Origin of the sequence: Acinetobacter sp. WCHAc060025, from assembly GCF_004209355.1 — a bacterium.
In the GTDB taxonomy this organism is placed as follows: Bacteria; Pseudomonadota; Gammaproteobacteria; order Pseudomonadales; family Moraxellaceae; genus Acinetobacter; species Acinetobacter wuhouensis.
Window position 1 is genome coordinate 46,221 of record NZ_SGSX01000021.1, and the last position, 18,178, is coordinate 64,398.

The 18,178-nt window shown below is 40.1% G+C and carries 15 protein-coding genes; 8 read left to right on the forward strand and 7 right to left on the reverse strand.

Features of this window, described 5'->3' with window-relative positions:
* Positions 1-25 precede the first annotated feature (25 nt).
* The 4 genes from lptF (at position 26) to EXE09_RS15900 (ending at position 5,098) form a co-directional block, all read left to right on the forward strand.
* The gene (gene lptF / locus EXE09_RS15885; RefSeq protein WP_130117899.1) at positions 26-1,126 is read left to right on the forward strand and encodes an LPS export ABC transporter permease LptF; all 1,101 of its coding nucleotides are present in this window, start codon (positions 26-28) and stop codon (positions 1,124-1,126) included.
* Positions 1,126-2,196, forward strand: a complete 1,071-nt coding sequence (gene lptG, locus EXE09_RS15890; RefSeq protein WP_068973878.1) for an LPS export ABC transporter permease LptG — start codon at positions 1,126-1,128, stop codon at positions 2,194-2,196. The genes lptF and lptG overlap by 1 nt, the downstream gene beginning before the upstream one ends.
* A gap of 160 nt (positions 2,197-2,356) precedes the next feature.
* The gene (gpmI, locus tag EXE09_RS15895) at positions 2,357-3,904 is read left to right on the forward strand and encodes a 2,3-bisphosphoglycerate-independent phosphoglycerate mutase (RefSeq protein WP_130117900.1); all 1,548 of its coding nucleotides are present in this window, start codon (positions 2,357-2,359) and stop codon (positions 3,902-3,904) included.
* Between the two features lie 24 nt (positions 3,905-3,928).
* Positions 3,929-5,098, forward strand: coding sequence for a S41 family peptidase (locus tag EXE09_RS15900; RefSeq protein ID WP_068973876.1), 1,170 nt, complete (start codon positions 3,929-3,931; stop codon positions 5,096-5,098).
* 59 nt (positions 5,099-5,157) lie between these two features.
* On the opposite strand, the gene EXE09_RS15905 is transcribed toward EXE09_RS15900, so the two are convergent.
* Genes EXE09_RS15905 through EXE09_RS15915 form a run of 3 tightly spaced genes read right to left on the reverse strand, consistent with a single transcriptional unit; the run spans position 5,158 to position 8,845 of the window.
* Entirely contained in the window at positions 5,158-6,576 is a 1,419-nt protein-coding gene (locus tag EXE09_RS15905) for a sigma-54-dependent transcriptional regulator (RefSeq protein ID WP_130117901.1), read from the reverse strand.
* 27 nt (positions 6,577-6,603) lie between these two features.
* Positions 6,604-8,172, reverse strand: coding sequence for a sensor histidine kinase (locus EXE09_RS15910; protein ID WP_068973874.1), 1,569 nt, complete (start codon positions 8,170-8,172; stop codon positions 6,604-6,606).
* Between the two features lie 37 nt (positions 8,173-8,209).
* Positions 8,210-8,845 (reverse strand): response regulator, encoded by a 636-nt coding sequence (locus tag EXE09_RS15915; RefSeq protein WP_068973873.1) that lies wholly within the window; start codon positions 8,843-8,845, stop codon positions 8,210-8,212.
* 233 nt (positions 8,846-9,078) lie between these two features.
* Between EXE09_RS15915 and pbpG the strand changes: the two genes are divergently transcribed.
* A complete protein-coding gene (pbpG, locus tag EXE09_RS15920) occupies positions 9,079-10,134 on the forward strand; it encodes a D-alanyl-D-alanine endopeptidase PBP7/8 (protein WP_130117902.1) in 1,056 nt (351 codons plus the stop codon).
* A 514-nt stretch (positions 10,135-10,648) separates the two neighbouring features.
* On the opposite strand, the gene thrC is transcribed toward pbpG, so the two are convergent.
* The 4 genes from thrC to xerD form a co-directional block, all read right to left on the reverse strand.
* Positions 10,649-11,788: a threonine synthase gene (thrC, locus tag EXE09_RS15925; protein WP_068973871.1), complete on the reverse strand. Its 1,140-nt coding sequence runs from the start codon at positions 11,786-11,788 to the stop codon at positions 10,649-10,651.
* A 58-nt stretch (positions 11,789-11,846) separates the two neighbouring features.
* Positions 11,847-13,151: a homoserine dehydrogenase gene (locus EXE09_RS15930; protein WP_130117903.1), complete on the reverse strand. Its 1,305-nt coding sequence runs from the start codon at positions 13,149-13,151 to the stop codon at positions 11,847-11,849.
* Between the two features lie 146 nt (positions 13,152-13,297).
* Entirely contained in the window at positions 13,298-14,110 is an 813-nt protein-coding gene (locus EXE09_RS15935; protein ID WP_068973869.1) for a DsbC family protein, read from the reverse strand.
* A gap of 151 nt (positions 14,111-14,261) precedes the next feature.
* The gene (xerD, locus tag EXE09_RS15940; RefSeq protein ID WP_068973868.1) at positions 14,262-15,179 is read right to left on the reverse strand and encodes a site-specific tyrosine recombinase XerD; all 918 of its coding nucleotides are present in this window, start codon (positions 15,177-15,179) and stop codon (positions 14,262-14,264) included.
* 167 nt (positions 15,180-15,346) lie between these two features.
* On the opposite strand from xerD, the gene EXE09_RS15945 reads away from it, so the two are divergent.
* The 3 genes from EXE09_RS15945 to EXE09_RS15955 are packed head-to-tail and all read left to right on the forward strand — an operon-like array spanning position 15,347 to position 17,777.
* A complete protein-coding gene (locus EXE09_RS15945) occupies positions 15,347-15,616 on the forward strand; it encodes a FeoA family protein (RefSeq protein WP_162994989.1) in 270 nt (89 codons plus the stop codon).
* Positions 15,613-17,475, forward strand: a complete 1,863-nt coding sequence (gene feoB, locus EXE09_RS15950; RefSeq protein ID WP_130117904.1) for a ferrous iron transporter B — start codon at positions 15,613-15,615, stop codon at positions 17,473-17,475. Before EXE09_RS15945 ends, feoB begins: the two co-directional genes overlap by 4 nt.
* A gap of 50 nt (positions 17,476-17,525) precedes the next feature.
* The gene (locus EXE09_RS15955) at positions 17,526-17,777 is read left to right on the forward strand and encodes a DUF6587 family protein (protein WP_068973866.1); all 252 of its coding nucleotides are present in this window, start codon (positions 17,526-17,528) and stop codon (positions 17,775-17,777) included.
* The last annotated feature ends 401 nt before the right edge of the window (positions 17,778-18,178 follow it).

Sequence of the window (18,178 nt, forward strand, 5' to 3'; positions counted from 1 at the left end):
TTTAGCCCTTATTTGGAAGATTAATTTGATTATTCGACGTTACCTCGTCAAACAAGTTGTTTCGACTTCATTGGTCGTCGTTGCCTTATTGACACTCATTTTTATGGGTGGGCAGCTGATTAAGCAATTCGGTCGTGCGGCTATGGGGCGGATAGATCCAAGTATCCTATTTAGTATCATTGGCTTTCGTTTCCCTGAATTTCTTATTCTGATTCTTCCATTGGGTTTCTTTATTGGTTTGATGTTGGTTTTTGGTCGCCTATATGTTGATCATGAAATGGCGGTTTTAAACGGCAGTGGTATCAGTCGAATCCAATTGGCGCGCTTACTTATCCCGCTTACTTTGGTGTATTTAATTGCACAAAGTGTTTTGATGGTGTGGATGGCACCCGCAGGGCTTCGCCAATATGAACAATTGATGTCGACGCAAGCGGTCAAAACAGGGTTTGATTCCGTACGACCCCGTGAGTTTATTTCAGCAGGGATGTATACCATCTATGCAGGTTCTTTGTCTGAAGATCGTAAAAATCTAAAAGATGTATTCGTTTATAAACGTGCTGAAAAAACTGGAAAACCTGACGAAATTATCCTTGCCAAAGAAGCGACCCGTATTGAAATTGCTAATGATGCAGCCAGTGTGGTCGACTTGGTTCAAGGGCGTCGTTATGAAATTTATCCGGGCTCTGCCAAATACTCCCAAGCAGAATTCCAAACGTGGCGTTTACGTATCGAAAGTGACAAAGAAGCCAAGTACGATAGTGGTGATGTCGAAGCACTTTCTTTCAACAAGCTATTGGATGCTAAAGATGATCCTGTGATTCAAAGTGAGTTGGGGTGGCGAATATTTGTACCTTTTTCGATGGTTGTTGCACTCATGTTGGCAACAGCACTATGTGAAGTGACGCCACGACAAGGTCGTTATTTAAAGCTTTTCCCAGCCTTATTAATTTTTGCAAGCTTAATCGCAGTGTTAATGGCAGTCCGAACACGAATCACCAAAGATGAAATTGGGATGTGGGCATATCCAGCTGTATTGTTAGTTTATGCGGTTTTTGCCGCTTTATTCGCACGTAAGCAGAAATTAGCACCTAAGATTAAAAAACAGATTCAGCGAGTGAGATCATAATGTTAGCACGTAGAATTGTCGCCAAGCATGTGACTAAAACCACGATGCTCGCTATGTTGGGTGCAACAGCGATCTTATCTGGCTTACAAATATTATTTACCTATCTCGGTGAGCTCAGTAGTTTAAAAGAAGGCTATAGCGCGTGGAATGCATTGCAATATGTTTTGTGGGGATCACCGAAGTATCTCTATGAAATTTTGCCTATTTCAGCGTTGATTGGTGCAATTCTCGGGCTTGGTTCGATGGCATCCAATAGTGAATTGATCGTCATGCGTGCATCAGGGATTAGCCTTTGGCGTATCGTGGGTTGGGTGATGCGTTCGTCACTGGTCTTGGTTATCCTATCTTTTGCTTTGAGTGAGTTTGTTGTCCCTTATACCAGTGAACAAGCGAAAAGCATCAAAAATCATCGCAGTGCGGCAAAATTAGGTGAAGTAAATGGTTACTGGACACGAGAAGGGCAACGCTTTATTTACATCAATTATGCCAATTCACAAGGCGCTTTAAAGCAAGTCCAAGTTTTAGATTTTGATGATCAATATCGTTTGAAATCAGTGCTAGATGCTGAAAAAGGGCAGTTTCTTAAAAATGGTCAATGGGACTTACACGACAGTGCTCAGATGAACATTTTAGAAAATGGTCAGTCTCAACTTGCCAACCAAAATCAACAAACTTTAGCGTTGGCACTACAACCTAAATATGTGCATATGGTGACGATTGACCCTGAAGACTTAGCACCAAGTCAGTTGCTGAGTTTTATGAAATATATGCATGAATATAGTCAAGTACCGAAAACCTATCTTTTAGCGTTTTGGAAAAATGTCGGTTCACCATTTGCTCTACTGGGTCTAGTTTTGATTGCTTGCTCATTTATTTTTGGGCCATTGCGTCAACAGTCGATGGGCTTTCGCTTAGTGATTGCATTGTTTGTGGGCTTAGGCTTCTATTACGTCCAAGACTTTTTGGGCTATGCAAGTTTGGTCTATGCACCTTCTCCTGCGTGGTTTGTATTCCTGCCGATCGTACTGATGTTCGGTGTGGGGAGTTATTTACTTTATCGTGCCCGATAGCCTGTAAATAAGAGAATTGAATCAAGTTTTAGTCGAAAAGCATTTAGATTAGAAATTCTGATGATGGGGATAAATTATTGCCATCGTCGAAACATAGAGTCTGCCGTAAAAAAACGGTAAGATATGATGATTAATTTGTAAACAGAAAAGAGTGTAAATCATGACGGATGCAACTGCTGGCAAAATCCCTCACGTTCTAGTGATTATGGACGGTGTGGGTCATCGTGAAGCGGTCGAGGATAATGCGTTTTTAGCAGCAAAAACGCCAAATCTAACCATGATGCAAGACAAGCATCCGCATAGTTTAATTTCTGGCTCTGGTGAAGATGTGGGGCTACCTGATGGGCAAATGGGGAACTCAGAAGTGGGTCACATGAACCTCGGTGCAGGTCGTGTGCTATATCAAGACTTTACTCGTATTACCAAAGATATCCGTGAAGGTGCTTTTTTTGAACATGAAGTTTTGGTTGATGCTGTAGAAAAAGCCAAAGCTGCCAATGGTGCAGTGCATATCATGGGTTTATTGTCACAAGGTGGCGTACATTCTCATGAAGATCATATTGTTGCGATGTGTGAATTGGCACTCAAACGTGGTGCAAAAGTGTATTTACATGCTTTCCTTGATGGTCGTGATACGCCACCACGTAGCGCAAAACCTTCTTTAGAAAAGCTAGATGCTTTATTTGCTCAATATCCAAATCAAGGTCGTATTGCGACCATGATTGGTCGTTACTTTGCCATGGATCGTGACAACCGTTGGGATCGTGTAGAGCAAGCGTATCGTTTGATGACTGAAGGTGAAGCTGTACGTGTGGTGAATTCTGCGGTTGAAGGCTTGGAACAAGCCTATGAAGCCAATGAAAATGATGAGTTTGTTAAAGCAACGCGTGTTGGTGAGATTGCTAAAGTTGCTGATGGAGACAGCATTGTGTTTATGAATTTCCGTGCTGACCGTGCCCGTGAAATTACCAAAGCATTTGTGGAAAAAGACTTTGCTAATTTTGAGCGTAAAGTTGTGCCAAATCTGTCTAAATTTGTGATGTTAACACGTTATCAAGCAACCATTGATGCGCCAGTTGCGTATATGCCTGAAGAGCTTAAAAACTCAATTGGTGAATATTTATCTTCGCTTGGTAAAACTCAATTACGTATTGCTGAAACTGAAAAATATGCACATGTGACCTTCTTCTTCAGTGGTGGTCGTGAAGATGAATATCCTGGTGAAAAACGTATTTTGATTCCATCACCGAAAGTCGCAACCTATGATTTACAACCTAAAATGAGTGCGCCTGAAGTGACTGATCAATTGGTTGCTGCGGTGAATTCAGGTGAATATGATTTACTTGTGGTGAACTATGCCAATGGTGATATGGTTGGGCATACGGGCGTATTTGATGCAGCGGTGAAAGCAGTTGAAGCCGTTGACCTGAGCCTTGGGCGTTTGTATGAAGCAGTGATGGCAAAACATGGTCATATGTTGATTACAGCAGATCATGGTAATGTAGAACAAATGCAAGACTATGTCAGTGGTCAAGTCCACACTCAACATACCACTGAACTCGTGCCATTTATTTATGTAGGTCCAACATCAGCAACGATTGCAGAAGGTGGTGTATTGGCAGATGTGGCGCCAACATTGCTCCATCTTATGAATATCCCTGCACCGAAAGAAATGCAAGGTCGCAATTTGATTACCTTGAAATCGTAGTAATTATTTAAATTAGGTGAGTGAATGGCTCGAGCTTGGACATATATTGCTGTATTAGCAGGATTATTGACCTGTGGAAGTCATTCTCTTTGGGCGGCAGAAAATGCTGCCCCACTTGACTTTGATGATGTAGAACAGAGCATTGCCGAAGTTCCAATCGAATCGATTGAACAGTTTGTGCAGATTTATGGCATTGTCAAAGACAACTATGTACAAGAAAAACCTGATGATGTTTTATTTTTACAAGCAATCAAAGGCTTAGTCGGTGGTTTAGATCGTTATTCACGTTATTTGTCGCCTGAAGAATATAAACAGTTGATGCAATATACGGAAAGTGATCTTGCAACAGCCGATTTTGAACTCAGTTTTGACAGCCATTTCCATCAATGGAAAATCAAGAATTTGAGAGACAATTCAGATTCAAGCAAGTTGGGTTTGAAGAATGGTTTTACAGTATTTAAAATTGAAAACCAAGAATTAAAGAATTTAAATGCAACACAAGTACAAGATTTATTACATGGTTCAATTGGTTCTACATTTCAATTGCAACTCAACGAGAAAAGCCCAGCGATCTCTATTGTGCGAAATCGAAAACTTGAAGTTGCAGATATTGAACCAATCATGTTGCACAACCAAGTTTTGGTATTAAAAGTAAAAGTATTTCAACAAGATACTGCCAATGAAATTAAGCGTTTAATCGAAGAATATGGCACGCAACGAGTTAAAGCAGTACTTTTGGATTTGCGAAACAATCCTGGTGGTTTGCTTTCAGCCGCTGTTGAAACAGCAGATTTATTTTTAAGCCAAGGGACGATTGTTTCAACAAAAAGTCGTTCCGAAGGAAATCAACAATTCCAAGCTTTACCGGGGGATGAATTTATCCATACTAAACTCGGTGTTTTGATCAATGGTCGTTCTGCTTCTGCGGCAGAAGTGTTTACTGCTGCCATGAAAGAGCATCAACGTGCATGGGTGGTTGGTGAAAAAAGTTATGGCAAAGGCGTAGTACAAAAACTTTTTCCATTGCCAAATGGTGCGGCACTTCAAATGACCGTCTCACATTATTATACGCCGAACGGCAATATGATTGATGGGCAGGGTATTCGCCCTAATTTGGAATATGCATGGACATTGGATCAAAAAGAAGATACGTATTTAAACAATGTTGCGGAGTTACTTCTAAAACATCGTTGATCATTTCGAATTTAAAAAGCTGAGAATGTTCTCAGCTTTTTTCACTTCAAAACTTGAGATTATTCATCATCGTCATCTGTATCTAATCCAAACTTTTTCAGACGATAGCGTAAAGAACGAAAGGTCATACCGAGTTTTTTAGCAGCTAAAGTTCGGTTCCAATGGGTCTGATTCAAAGCGGAGAGCAAGACTTCTTTTTCTACCTTTTCCAAATATTGTTCTAAACCTTCTTCAGGAATTGGTTGATTTTTATCAGCCAGTTCAACAGGAGCAGTTTTTGTAACGATGGGTTCAAATGATTCAGGTTTTATCTGTCCGCGTGGTGGGGCTGCTTGTAAATGTTGAGTATCGATATATTCTTCATCACTCATAGTGATAGCTTTTTCAATAATGTTGCGTAATTCACGAACATTACCTGAATAGTATTGCACCAAAAGAAAAGATTTCGCTTCTTCAGTTAAGTGTTTCGTTGAGATCTTCCATTCAGTACAAATTTGCTGAATAAAGTAACTCGCTAGAATGAGGATGTCACGGTCACGGTCACGCAATGGTGGGAGTAAGATGTCCATGACATGAATTCTGAAAAATAAGTCATGACGGAATTTACCTTGTTCAACCAAAGCCTCAATGTCTTGATGACTAGCACTGATAATACGAAAATCTACTTCAATTTCTGAGTCACTGCCCAATGGACGAATTTTTTTCTCTTGAACTGCACGGAGTAATTTAGCTTGCATAGCTAAAGAAAGTTCAGCAATTTCATCTAAGAATAAAGTTCCACCATTGGCTGCTTGAATCAGCCCTTGTTTGTCCGAGATTGCGCCAGAAAAGCACCCTTTTTTATGACCAAACAGCTCACTTTCCATCAACTCTTCAGAAATTGCACCGCAATTGATGGCGATGAATGGACTATCGCTACGATTGCTGAGTTGATGAATTAGATTCGCAACGACTTCTTTACCTGTTCCAGATTCACCTGTGATAAAAACAGGCGCTTGTGAACGTGCTACTTTTTTTATGGTTTCTCTAAGCTTACGAATGACTTGTGAATCGCCGATCAGCATTGATTCTTCAAGCGGAATATCTGTAACAACTTCTGGTAACTGTGGGACGTGTAATGCTTTTTGTAATAGCTGTTGTAAGTGAGTTTGGTTAATCGGTTTACTGACAAAATCAAAAGCACCTGCTTTTAACGATGCAATGGCAATTTCCATATTGCCATAAGCTGTAAGTACTGCAATAGGGGTGTTAGGATAATGCTGTGAAACATGTTTAACCAGTTCTAAACCACTTCCATCAGGGAGGTTTAAATCTGTAATACAGGCATCATATTTATATTCACTAAAGAAGTATTTGGCTTGTTGTAAATGATGTGCCATATGGGTTTTGATCCCCATACGTGACAGGCTCATTTGCATGAGCATACATAAATCTTGTTCATCATCGACCAATAAAACTAGTGGTTGTCGTGCAGTCATAACCCCAATATTTCCCCAAAAAACAATTTAATCTATGAGCGGGCATTCAATTCGGAAACATGCCCCTTGTTGTTTTTGCTCTATATACATTAATTTCGCTTGATTTGCTTCGCAGATCGTTTGCGATAGGTATAATCCTAAACCAGTTCCAGTAATTTCGGTACTATAAAATGGTGTAAATAATTTAGAAATATTTTGTTCTGTGACGCCATTCCCATAATCAATCACATCGATACAGACGTGAGATTGAGTATGGTATGCCTGTATTAAAATGAATTCAGCATGCTCATCATTATGACGTAACGCATTTCGAATCAAATTAATCAAAACTTGCCGTAGTTGCAGATCGTCAAAGTAAACACGAGTTTCAGCTTCGATTTCGACTTTAATTTTCTCTTGAGCATCATTTAAGTCACTTGCTAATAAGTCATGGATAAATTCAGATAGATTTATTCTTCTGGCATCGACCTTTTTATTTTTTGCCATATCTAATGTGTCTTTAATGATGGCATTGATACGTACCGCTTGTTTGCTAATCATCTGATGAAGCAGTGTTTGTTGCTCAGGGTCACTACCTAAATAGAGCTCATTGGCTTGGACGATTGCCGCCAATGGATTACGAATTTCATGCGCAATACTGGCAGAAAGTTGCCCGAGTGAGGCAAGTTTGAGTTGTTGTACTTTTTGATTGATGCGTTGAGCATCTTCGAGGACTAAAAGCGTGAGGGCTTGATGAGGAACGACCAGTTTTTGAATACGAATATCGACTGTATAGGTAGATTGATGTGATTCAAACTGGAAACGTTCTTCATCACGAATCATTGCATCTTTTAAGATTTCATATAAATCAGATTGAAACTCCGATAAATAATATTGTTCGTAGGCATAAAGTGGTGAAATACCCAAAAGTTGACAAGCTGCTGGATTGCTCACGACGATTTTGAATTTATCATCGATCACAACATAGCCTACTTCGATCTGTTCTAAAATATAGCGGTTAATGTTTTGTAATTTAAATAATTCTAAGGATTGGTAAGTATTAAGCGACTCTAAAACCTGAAAGCGTTTAATGGCGATTTGCCCGATGCCATAAACAATGAAAAATAGAAATGCCAATAAAGCACTATTACTAATATTATTTAAATTAGAAAAATCAAAAAAACTACCGAGAAACTGCTGATAAATAATCGCAATCACGGAGATGAGCGTAATAAATAAGGCTTGATTTTTACTGAGCAAAAAATTTGCAGAGAAGATGGTAATCACAAATAGAATACTAATCGAAAGATTAGGACCGCTTAATGCAAAAACTAGAAGACTCAGAAAAGGAACATCGATGATAAAAAAGCCGATGAATTGCTTACTGATTCCATGTGGAAAGAATCTGAGAAGCATCATTTGTAAGGCTGAAATAACAGTAAATGCTGCAATCGAATAAAAATATAAACTTGGATAAAGGTAATGAGTTTGCTGATTTTCCAGTGAAATCAAAAAAATAACAATCAGGCAGAATGCGATGACTACACGGTAGACTGAATACAGTGAGCCTAGTCGGTAAATGGTTTGATAAATCGGGACAGATACCTTAGGCGCCATAGGTGTACTCAGTTACGTATTTTGTATTTCTTGTCAGTTATGGTTTGATCAAACCATAACGAATTGCGAGGTGGGTTAATTTAACGTCGCTATCAATTCCGAGTTTTTCAAAGATACGATAACGATAAGTATTGACTGTTTTGACACTCACGAAAAGTTTGTCTGAAATTTCTTGTGCGCTGACACAATTCACAACCATCATGGCAACTTGCATTTCACGTTCAGACAGTGCATCAAAAGGTGAGGTTTGTGTATCTGAAAGATATGAACTGGCAAGTTGTTCAGCAATATCCGCACTGAAGTATTTACCACCTTGCATGACTTTTTTAATCGCTCGAACCATTTCCGTAATGGGTGCACCTTTGGTGATATAGCCACGTGCACCTGCCTTTAAGAGCAAGGAAGGGTAAGGTTCTTCAGCCAAGCCACTGACTGCTAGAACTTTGGTATCTGGTGCAGTTTGTAATAAACGGCGGGTTGTTTCAACACCACCGATTCCAGGCATATTTACATCTAATAAAACGACGTTAGGATGTTGTTGTCTAACGATGGTGATGGCTTCTTCGCCTGATTCTGCTTGCCCAATGACTTGAATATCGATTTGATCTTCTAACATTCTGCAGATGCCTGTTCTTACTAATTCATGGTCATCTACCACTAAAACAGTAATCACTTACACCTCCTTTTCATTCTAAATATCAATATTTTTGTTACATAAAGCAAAAAATACTTGCAAAGACATAACAAAATTGGCAATGCTATTCCTAATATCCATTCAATATTTATGCACAATACATTGTGATTGAAATATTTGTTTTAATATAGTCACGATTGAGTGTAAATGTAAGTCATATTTGAGGTAATTAGCAAGTTTGTGAATACCTCCCAAAGGATGAGTAAGTTATCGTGAAAAAATCAAAAAAAACGTTAATGCATGTGCTGAGTTTGTCAGTGCTACTCAGTATGAGTTCAACTGGTTTTGCTGAAATCATTATGAATTCAACGGGAGGAAGCGGACAAGCGAGTGTGAGTTGGTCGTCTTCAGATGCTAGCCAGTTACTGAATGGGGATTCTGTTGATGATGATGGTGAAGATATTTCACCTAAAGGTTCAACAACTTATACCACAACATTGCGCACTTCAAATACAGCACCTGTAACTTTGAATAATAGATCTGCACAGATTTATGATACCAATAACTATAGCAGTCAGCCATCTGTCAATGCTCGTGCTGCTTTGGTGATGGATGCAAATACTGGTGAAGTGCTATACAGTAAAAATACCAATATGGCATTACCTATTGCTTCGATTACCAAGCTTATGACAGCGGTGATTACGGCAGATGCTCGTTTGAATATGTCTGAAGATATCACATTGCAACAAATTGATTTTGCTGGTGCTGGGGGGAAGAACTCAAGTTCTACGCTAAAAGTAGGTGACACGATGAATCGTGCAGAAATGCTTTTGGTGGCTTTGATGAAATCTGAGAATCCTGCGGCGGCGGCTTTAGCACGTACTTATCCGGGTGGTCGACAGGCTTTTATTGCTGCAATGAATAGTAAAGCACGTCAATTGGGGATGAACTCAACACACTATGTTGAGTCTACTGGTCTAGACCCTCGTAATATCTCTTCTGCGCGCGATCTTGGGATTTTAGTCAGTGCATCATCCCAATATGGCTTAATTCGTCAATTCTCGACTACAGCGCATTATGACTTCAATCTCGGCTACCGTGTATTGAAATCAAACAATACTAATGCACTGGTGCGTAATGGTGGTTGGAATATTAATATTTCAAAAACAGGTTATATCAATGAAGCAGGGCGTTGTGTTGTGATGCATACGACAGTGAATAGTCGTCCAGCTGTAGTGGTGTTATTGGGTGCAAGTACGTCTCAAGCACGTACTAACGATGCAACCAATCTTTTAAACTGGGTGAGTCATTTACCAAAACGTATTTAAGCTATTTTTAAGTATGATTTTATTTTAAAGTTAACTTTTTAGTGAATCGCCTCTTAAGTTTAAAGGGGCGTTTTTTTATTAACTGATGTAACGCATTTAAAGAATGTCTAAAAACTGAGAATACTCAAAATATTGACTATAAAAATATTCTTGAGCTAGCACAGCCCCATTTGCCTAGCAAAGTTTAGTTCAATTTGTGTAGGCGATACTTACTTTTCAAGGATGAAAAGTAACAAAAATCCTTTGTTGGGCGAGGGGGTATGTCCTATACCCCCGCCCAACAGCGACATCCATGTCGCCTATCGCGATAGGACCACTGATTTGAAATCCACAATCACTAATTATTCTGATACTTATTGATGATAATCAACTGCTCATACATTAAAAGTGTAGAGGTGCCCTAAAATATACTTCCTGTGTAACATCAGTTATTAAGTTTTTATTGATAAGCTTTATATTTAGATTCGAGCTATAAAAAAACCTGCACTTGGCAGGTTTTTTAATGATTTAAATCTTACATATTTGAAAGAATAGAATCACGAACTTGGTTCAGTTCAGCATCAATCGACAACATAACAGCATCTGCACATTGTTTGATTGCTGTATCAGGGTCTTTCAAGCCGTTACCTGTTACGGTACATACGATCACAGAACCTTCAGCAATTTTACCTGCTTTAATATCACGGATCGCACCACCGATAGATGCAGCAGAAGCAGGTTCAACAAACACGCCTTCATACATTGAAAGCATACGCTGTGCTTCTAAGATTTCAGCATCAGTCAATTCATCAAACCAACCGTTTGAATCACGAACAACCGCTTTGGCATGGTTAAAGCTTTGTGGATTACCGATACGGATTGCAGTTGCAACTGTTTCAGGGTTTTCAACTGGACCACCACGTAAGAATGGTGCAGCACCAGAAGCTTGGTAACCGACCATTGTTGGGCGACCCGCTGGTTTTTGACCAGTGAAAGCATCCGCTTCTGCATCATAAACCACTTGGTCTTTTTCAAAGCTGAAATTTTCAGTTAAAGCTTCGGTATAGCCCATCCAATGTGCAGTGATGTTACCTGCGTTACCCACAGGCAAGCAGTGATAATCAGGTGCACGACCCAAAGCATCTACGATTTCATAAGCAATGGTTTTTTGACCTTGCAAACGGTAAGGGTTGATTGAGTTTACAATCGTTACAGGTGCTTGATCAGCCACTTCTTTAACCAGACGCATACCGTCATCGAAGTTACCGTGAATTTGTAAAGTCACAGCGCCGTACATCATTGACTGCGCCATTTTACCCATTGCAATTTTGCCTTCTGGGATTAAAACAAACGCTTTGATGCCCGCACGTGCAGCATAAGCCGCAGCAGCAGCAGAAGTATTCCCTGTAGATGCACAGATAATCGCTTTAGAGCCTTCTTCAACTGCTTTTGTTACAGCCATGGTCATACCACGGTCTTTAAATGAACCAGTCGGGTTTAAACCTTCGTACTTCACATAAATTTCAACGTTTTTACCAATAAGACGTGGAATATTGTCTAATTTAATGAGCGGGGTATTCCCTTCATTTAAAGAAATAGCACGTGTAGTTTTAGATACTGGTAAGCGGTCACGATAGCGATCAACAAGTCCTGTATAGCGATTGGCAGTAGACATGATGGTGTTCCAAATTTATGAGTGGAGCTGGTGAGGAGTTCATCACTCCCCAACCCGATTAGTTATCAAGCAATTCTAAACGAATTCGAACGATTTCGCCATGAATAGTCGGTAAAGCTTGAATTTGAGAAAGTACGTTATTCATCACTGATTCTTGGATTGGATCAGTCAAAATTACGATAGGAATCAAATCTTTTAGACGTGGCTGTTGCATGATGGCATCAATACCAATACCCGCACGGCTTAAAATTGTTGTTACATCTGCAAGTACGCCAGTCTGGTCTTCAGCATTGATACGGATGTAGTAGCCAGTGGTCATTTCTTCGCTAGGCAAAATTGGCAAATCTGACAGTGCTTCAAACGCCAATTGTGGAATCGTACCAGCCCCATCTTCGGTATAAATGATGTCACGAACAATATCCACCACATCAGCAACGACAGCAGAAGCAGTAGGACCTGCGCCGGCACCTGCGCCATAGTACAATGTTGGACCAACAGCATTGGCTTGTACTAGAACTGCATTTTTCACGCCATTAACATTGGCAATGAGTTCTTCAGCAGGAATTAAAGTTGGATGTACACGTAATTCGATACCTTTCGCAGAGCGACGCGCGATACCCAAGTGTTTGATGTTATAGCCAAGTTCTTCAGCATATTTGACATCTTGAGCAGTCACTTTAGTAATACCTTCGGTATACACCTTGTCGAACTGTAGCGGAATACCAAATGCACATGAAGCAAGAATCGTGAGCTTATGTGCAGCATCAACCCCTTCAACATCAAAGGTTGGATCAGCTTCGGCATAGCCAAGTTCTTGCGCTTCTTTGAGGACATCGTCAAAAGCACGACCTTTTTCACTCATTTCTGTGAGGATAAAGTTACCTGTACCGTTGATGATTCCAGCAAGCCATTCGATTTTATTGGCAGCCAAACCTTCACGGATGACCTTGATAATTGGAATACCGCCCGCAACCGCAGCTTCATAAGCGATCTGTACATGATGATCATCAGCAGCTTTGAACAGTTCATTACCATGTTCAGCAAGTAGTGCTTTGTTGGCAGTCACGACTTGTTTGCCATGTTTAATGGCTTCCATAATCACTTCATAAGCTGGGTGAATCCCACCCATGACTTCTACAACGACATCAACATCAGGCTGACGAACAATATCAAGAAGATCGGCGCTTTGTTTCACGCTGTCTGGTAAATTTAAATCAGGACGTGGACGACGAGTACCCACATGGGTAATTTGAATTTCACGACCGGTGCGACGTCTAATTTCAGCAGCGTTTTCTTGTAGTAGTTTAAGGGCACCACCGCCTACGGTTCCAAGACCGAGTATTGCCAGACGAACTGGTTTCACGTCACACTCCAATTATGCATATAAATTTTAATAAGCTTAGATCATAGCTAAAAAATGCGCCAGACTCTAGAGTCTGACGCATCTTTATGTTCAGCAGAAAACAATAATTATTTATATATAAATTATTGTAAATTTACTGATAAAAATTATTTATTTAAACGGCTTTCAATTTCATCTGCAGTCATATATGCACCGATATGTTCACCCTCTACATTGTAAATTGCAGGTGTACCATTCACGCCCATTTTCAAGCCAAGTTCATACTGGGCACGCACAGGATTTTGACAAGTTGCTGGTGGAAGTTGCGCGCCTGTAATCGCCTGATCAAATGCGGTTTGACGATTTGGGCTACACCAAACACTTTCCATCGCAGGCATAAATTGTTCACCACGCGGCCATGCGATATAACGAACTTCGATGCCTTTGGCATTAATCTCAGGAATATGTTCATGTAATTTATGACAATATGGACAACTTGCATCAGTAAAGACGTAGATCACGTGCTTGGTTTTGCCTTTAGCGGGGTAGACCAATAAATCTTCAGTTTTTAATTGTGATAAATGCTTTTTATTTTCAGCAGCTTGTAGTGAATCACCAATGCTACTGAGTTCTTTACCACCTAAACGGATGACATCACCTTGGATTAAGAATTTTCCATCAGCCGTTGCATAAACTGAAGACATGCCTTCCATGCTGATCCAATACAGATTTGGCATCTCAGTAGGCTTTGCATCTAAAATCTTGGCTTTAACACCCGCTTTCTGAAAATTGGCTTGTAAGGTTTGAATGAGTTTTTGCTTGGTATCACGATCAGTTAAATTTGAAGCTTCACCAGTGGCAGGCGCAGTTGCAGTCAAGGTGTCATCTTTTTTAGAGTCTTGGTTTTTTGAGCAAGCACTCACGGAGATAGAGCCTGCAATGAGGCAAGCGAGCATCAATTTTGAACGATTTAATAGCATAAAATAACTCTTTGTGTTTTTTTACGTGGTTTTAACAAACCCGTTTTGAGGAAAATAGCATAGCAAAATTTTTATTGTCGTACGTTAAAACTTGATTAAGGGATGTAAATTGACGATATACAACCCTATTTTCATATTTTATAAAAAAAAACTAAGCCCTTGGATGATATTTTTCATGTAGTTGTTGCATACGAACTTGAGCGACATGGGTGTAAATCTGTGTTGTTGATAGATCACTATGTCCCAATAACATCTGCACCACACGTAAATCTGCACCATGGTTTAATAAATGAGTGGCAAAGGCGTGGCGCATGGTATGTGGTGAAAGTTCTGCTTGAATTCCTGCCTGTAGTGCATAACGTTTGATGGCATACCAAAAATTTTGCCGACTCATGATGCCACCATGCTGAGTAAGGAAAAGATAATCAGTCGCTGATTTATAGAGTTGTGGGCGAGATTCTACTAAATATTTTTCAACCCATTCACACGCGACCTCACCTAAAGGAACCAGTCGCTCTTTATTGCCTTTCCCTGTGATTCTTAAATAGCCTTGTTTGAGGTTAATCAAATCCAGTCTGAGATTTAACAATTCAGAAACACGTAAGCCGCATGCATAAAGTACTTCAAACATGGCTCGGTCACGTAAGCCGAGCGCGGTGCTGACATCGGGTGCTTGGATCAGTGCTTCTACATCTTGTTCAGATAAATCTTTAGGCAATGCACGTCCAAGTTTTGGCGTTTTATGGGCTGCAACAGGATTGTCCAAGCGGATTTTTTGTTCACGTAAAAATTTAAAAAAAGCTCTGAGTGCAGACAATGAACGAGCAATTGAACGCGGGCTTTTACCTTGTTTAGTCAATTCAATCAAAACGTCTGAAATATCGTCATGCGTCCAATCGGGCAGGTAGGCTGTTACACATTCACTACATTGAATTAAGTCGGATAAATAGGCATTTCTTGTATGCGGACTGACCGTTTGCGCAATTAAGTAGTCACGAAATCCCTGTAAAAAGCTTAAATTTTCAGGAATGGTTACCGCAGTGGGGATACGTGGTTTCTTATTGAGCATAGCTTTGGTCAAGAGAATTAGATATTTATTGTGGAAATGTAGACTAAAAAAAAAGATAAGTCGAACGCTGTTTGGAAATGAGAATTGGAATCAAACCTTATTTGGTAATTATTCTCATTTGTATGTATAATAAACTGAATATCGTATTAATTTCAGGGTTAATCGCAGTGCGTTTGTCAGACTTAAAAGTAAAGCAAACTGCCATTATCAGCAAGGTCAATCGTACCGTTTCTGATAATGTCAATCAGCCAGATTTAGTGGCGAGTCGTTTGGAAACACTAGGTTTTGTGCCTGGCACGCAAGTACAAGTGATCACGAAAGGTATTTTCGGTGGAGATCCTATTTTAATTCAAATCGGTTTTACTCGTTTTGCTTTACGTAAGGTTGAAGCAGCACGTATTGAAATTCAAGAAGTTGTGCAAGGAGCGGCTGTATGAGCGAAACATTAAGAGTCGCTTTGGTCGGGAATCCGAACTGCGGTAAAACTTCACTTTTCAACCATTTAACAGGAACACGTCAAAAAGTTGCTAACTATGCAGGTGTGACGGTTGAACGAAAAGTAGGTGCATTTACTTTGCCTTCTTCGCGTGCTGTACGTGTACTCGATTTGCCAGGAACGTATAGTTTAAATGCGACCAGTCCTGATGAAGAAATTACCCGTGATGTGATTTTAGGTAAAATTGCAGATGAGCAAGAACAAGATGCTTTTCTGTGTGTGGTTGATGCAACTAACTTAAAACTGCACTTGGGTTTAGTTCTTGAAGTGATTGAACAGGGCAAGCCGATTCTACTTGTACTCAACATGATGGATGAAGCACGTCGTCGTGGCATGCAAATCAATACTGAAAAACTGTCACAACGTTTAGGCATCCCAGTGGTTGAAACAGTTGCCGTGCGTAATGCGGGTATTGAAAACCTCATGGCAGCTTTAGATCAAGAAAAATTCCGTACACCTGATGTGGCGCTGAGTGATGTGATCTTGACAGGTTCAAATCATGACAAAGTCGATCAAATCCTAAGAGATGTGGTGATTTTTGTTGATCATGAAGATAAGCGTACGGATTTTCTTGATAAAATTTTCTTGCATCCTGTATTAGGCTTAGCAAGTTTAGCATTGATGATGTTTGTGGTATTCCAAGCGGTGTTTGCTTGGGCAGAACCGATCATGACTTTGATTGAAGATGGATTTGCTTGGTTAGGTGAGTTTGTCGGTCAATTCATTTCTGCACCCTTACTGAATAGTCTTGTTGTTGACGGTGTGATTGCAGGGGCGGGTGGTGTTGTGGTGTTCTTGCCACAGATTTTGATCTTATTCTTCTTTATTCTCGTTTTAGAAGAATCAGGTTATCTACCTCGTGCAGCATTCCTCTTAGATAAACTGATGTTTAAAGCAGGCTTAAGTGGTCGTTCATTTATTCCTTTGCTTTCAAGTTTTGCTTGCGCCGTACCGGGGATTATGGCGACACGTAGTATTAGTGATCCACGAGATCGTTTAACCACGATTTTTGTTGCGCCATTAATGACCTGTTCAGCTCGTTTGCCTGTATATGCCTTGTTAATTGCGGCCTTTATTCCATCACAAACGGTTTGGGGTTTTCTAAATTTACAGGGTTTGGTGCTTTTCGCGCTCTATATGTCTGGGATCGTGAGTGCCTTGATTGTGGCAACCGTATTGAAGTTCTTCCAAAAGGATAAGTCTGAACATGCGTTGCTAATGGAGCTTCCAAGTTATCGTATCCCAGATATTCAAAGTGTGTGGATTGGTTTGCTTGATCGTGCCAAGATTTTCTTAAAGCGTGTGGGTGGCATTATCTTCGCTTTATCTATTTTGCTCTGGTTCTTGTGTACTTTCCCTCAACCACCTGAAGGCGGAACTTTACCTGCAATCGACTATTCATTTGCAGGGATGTTAGGGCATTTGATGCAACCGATTTTTGCACCGATTGGTTTTAATTGGCAGATTTGTATTGCATTGATTCCTGCAATGGCAGCACGTGAAGTCTTAGTGGCATCATTGGGTGTGGTCTATGCGTTGTCTGCAACAGATGAAGATGCAGTGACACAAGGTTTATCACAATTGATCAGCCAAGGTGATTTGAGTTGGTCATTGGCGACAGGTTTATCATTATTGGTTTGGTTTATCTATGCACCGCATTGTTTGGCGACACTGGCAACTGTCAAGCGTGAAACAGGTTCATGGAAAACAGTGGCAGGTATGACAGCTTATCTATTTGGCTTGGCTTATTTGATGGCGTTCTTTACTTATCAAATTGCATCACATTACTTTGGCGCTTAGATTTTATCGTATCGCGTTCAAAGTCTTGGACAATCAGCGAGGAGTTTGAAATGGTTGAATTATTGATTATTACAGCATTGGTGATTTGGAGTGCAATCTTCGTATTTAAGAAAGTATTTCCCAAGTCAGCGTATTCGGTGTTTTCTAAGCTTGCTCAATTTTGCCGATCAAAAGGTTGGAATGGGTTAGCAAAATGGATTCAACCTGCCATGGTTGCAGGCTGTGGCGGTGGTTGCGGTTGTTCAACCAGTGACGCACCTACACAAAAGAAAGTTGAAGTCCAAGCGGTAAAGTGGAAATAACAAGGTCATTTATAAATTTCAAATGAAAAGCCATTCTGACGATAGAGTGGCTTTTTTATTCTTAATAACTGATGTGATAGATGTCTTTTTAAAACTATTTTAAAGCTTGTTTGACGGAGTCTTACATCAAGTATTTGGATTTAGGGTTTAGCCTGCGGCTCGCCTTACTTTTTTTCGGAAAAATGAGAAGCGAAGCTTCGCAAGAAAACCACCTTGCGGAGCGTTGCTCCTCACCGCAAAACTCGTCAACATCCGTCAAATTTTTCAATACATCACAGAAACATTAACTTGTATATTTAGTCCTGCCTCAAACAGTTGCGGATGACGTTTTCGCGTATCCATATTCTTCAAGGTTTAGAGTAGGGTTTTTATCTCACTACGTACATCATTCAATAAATACT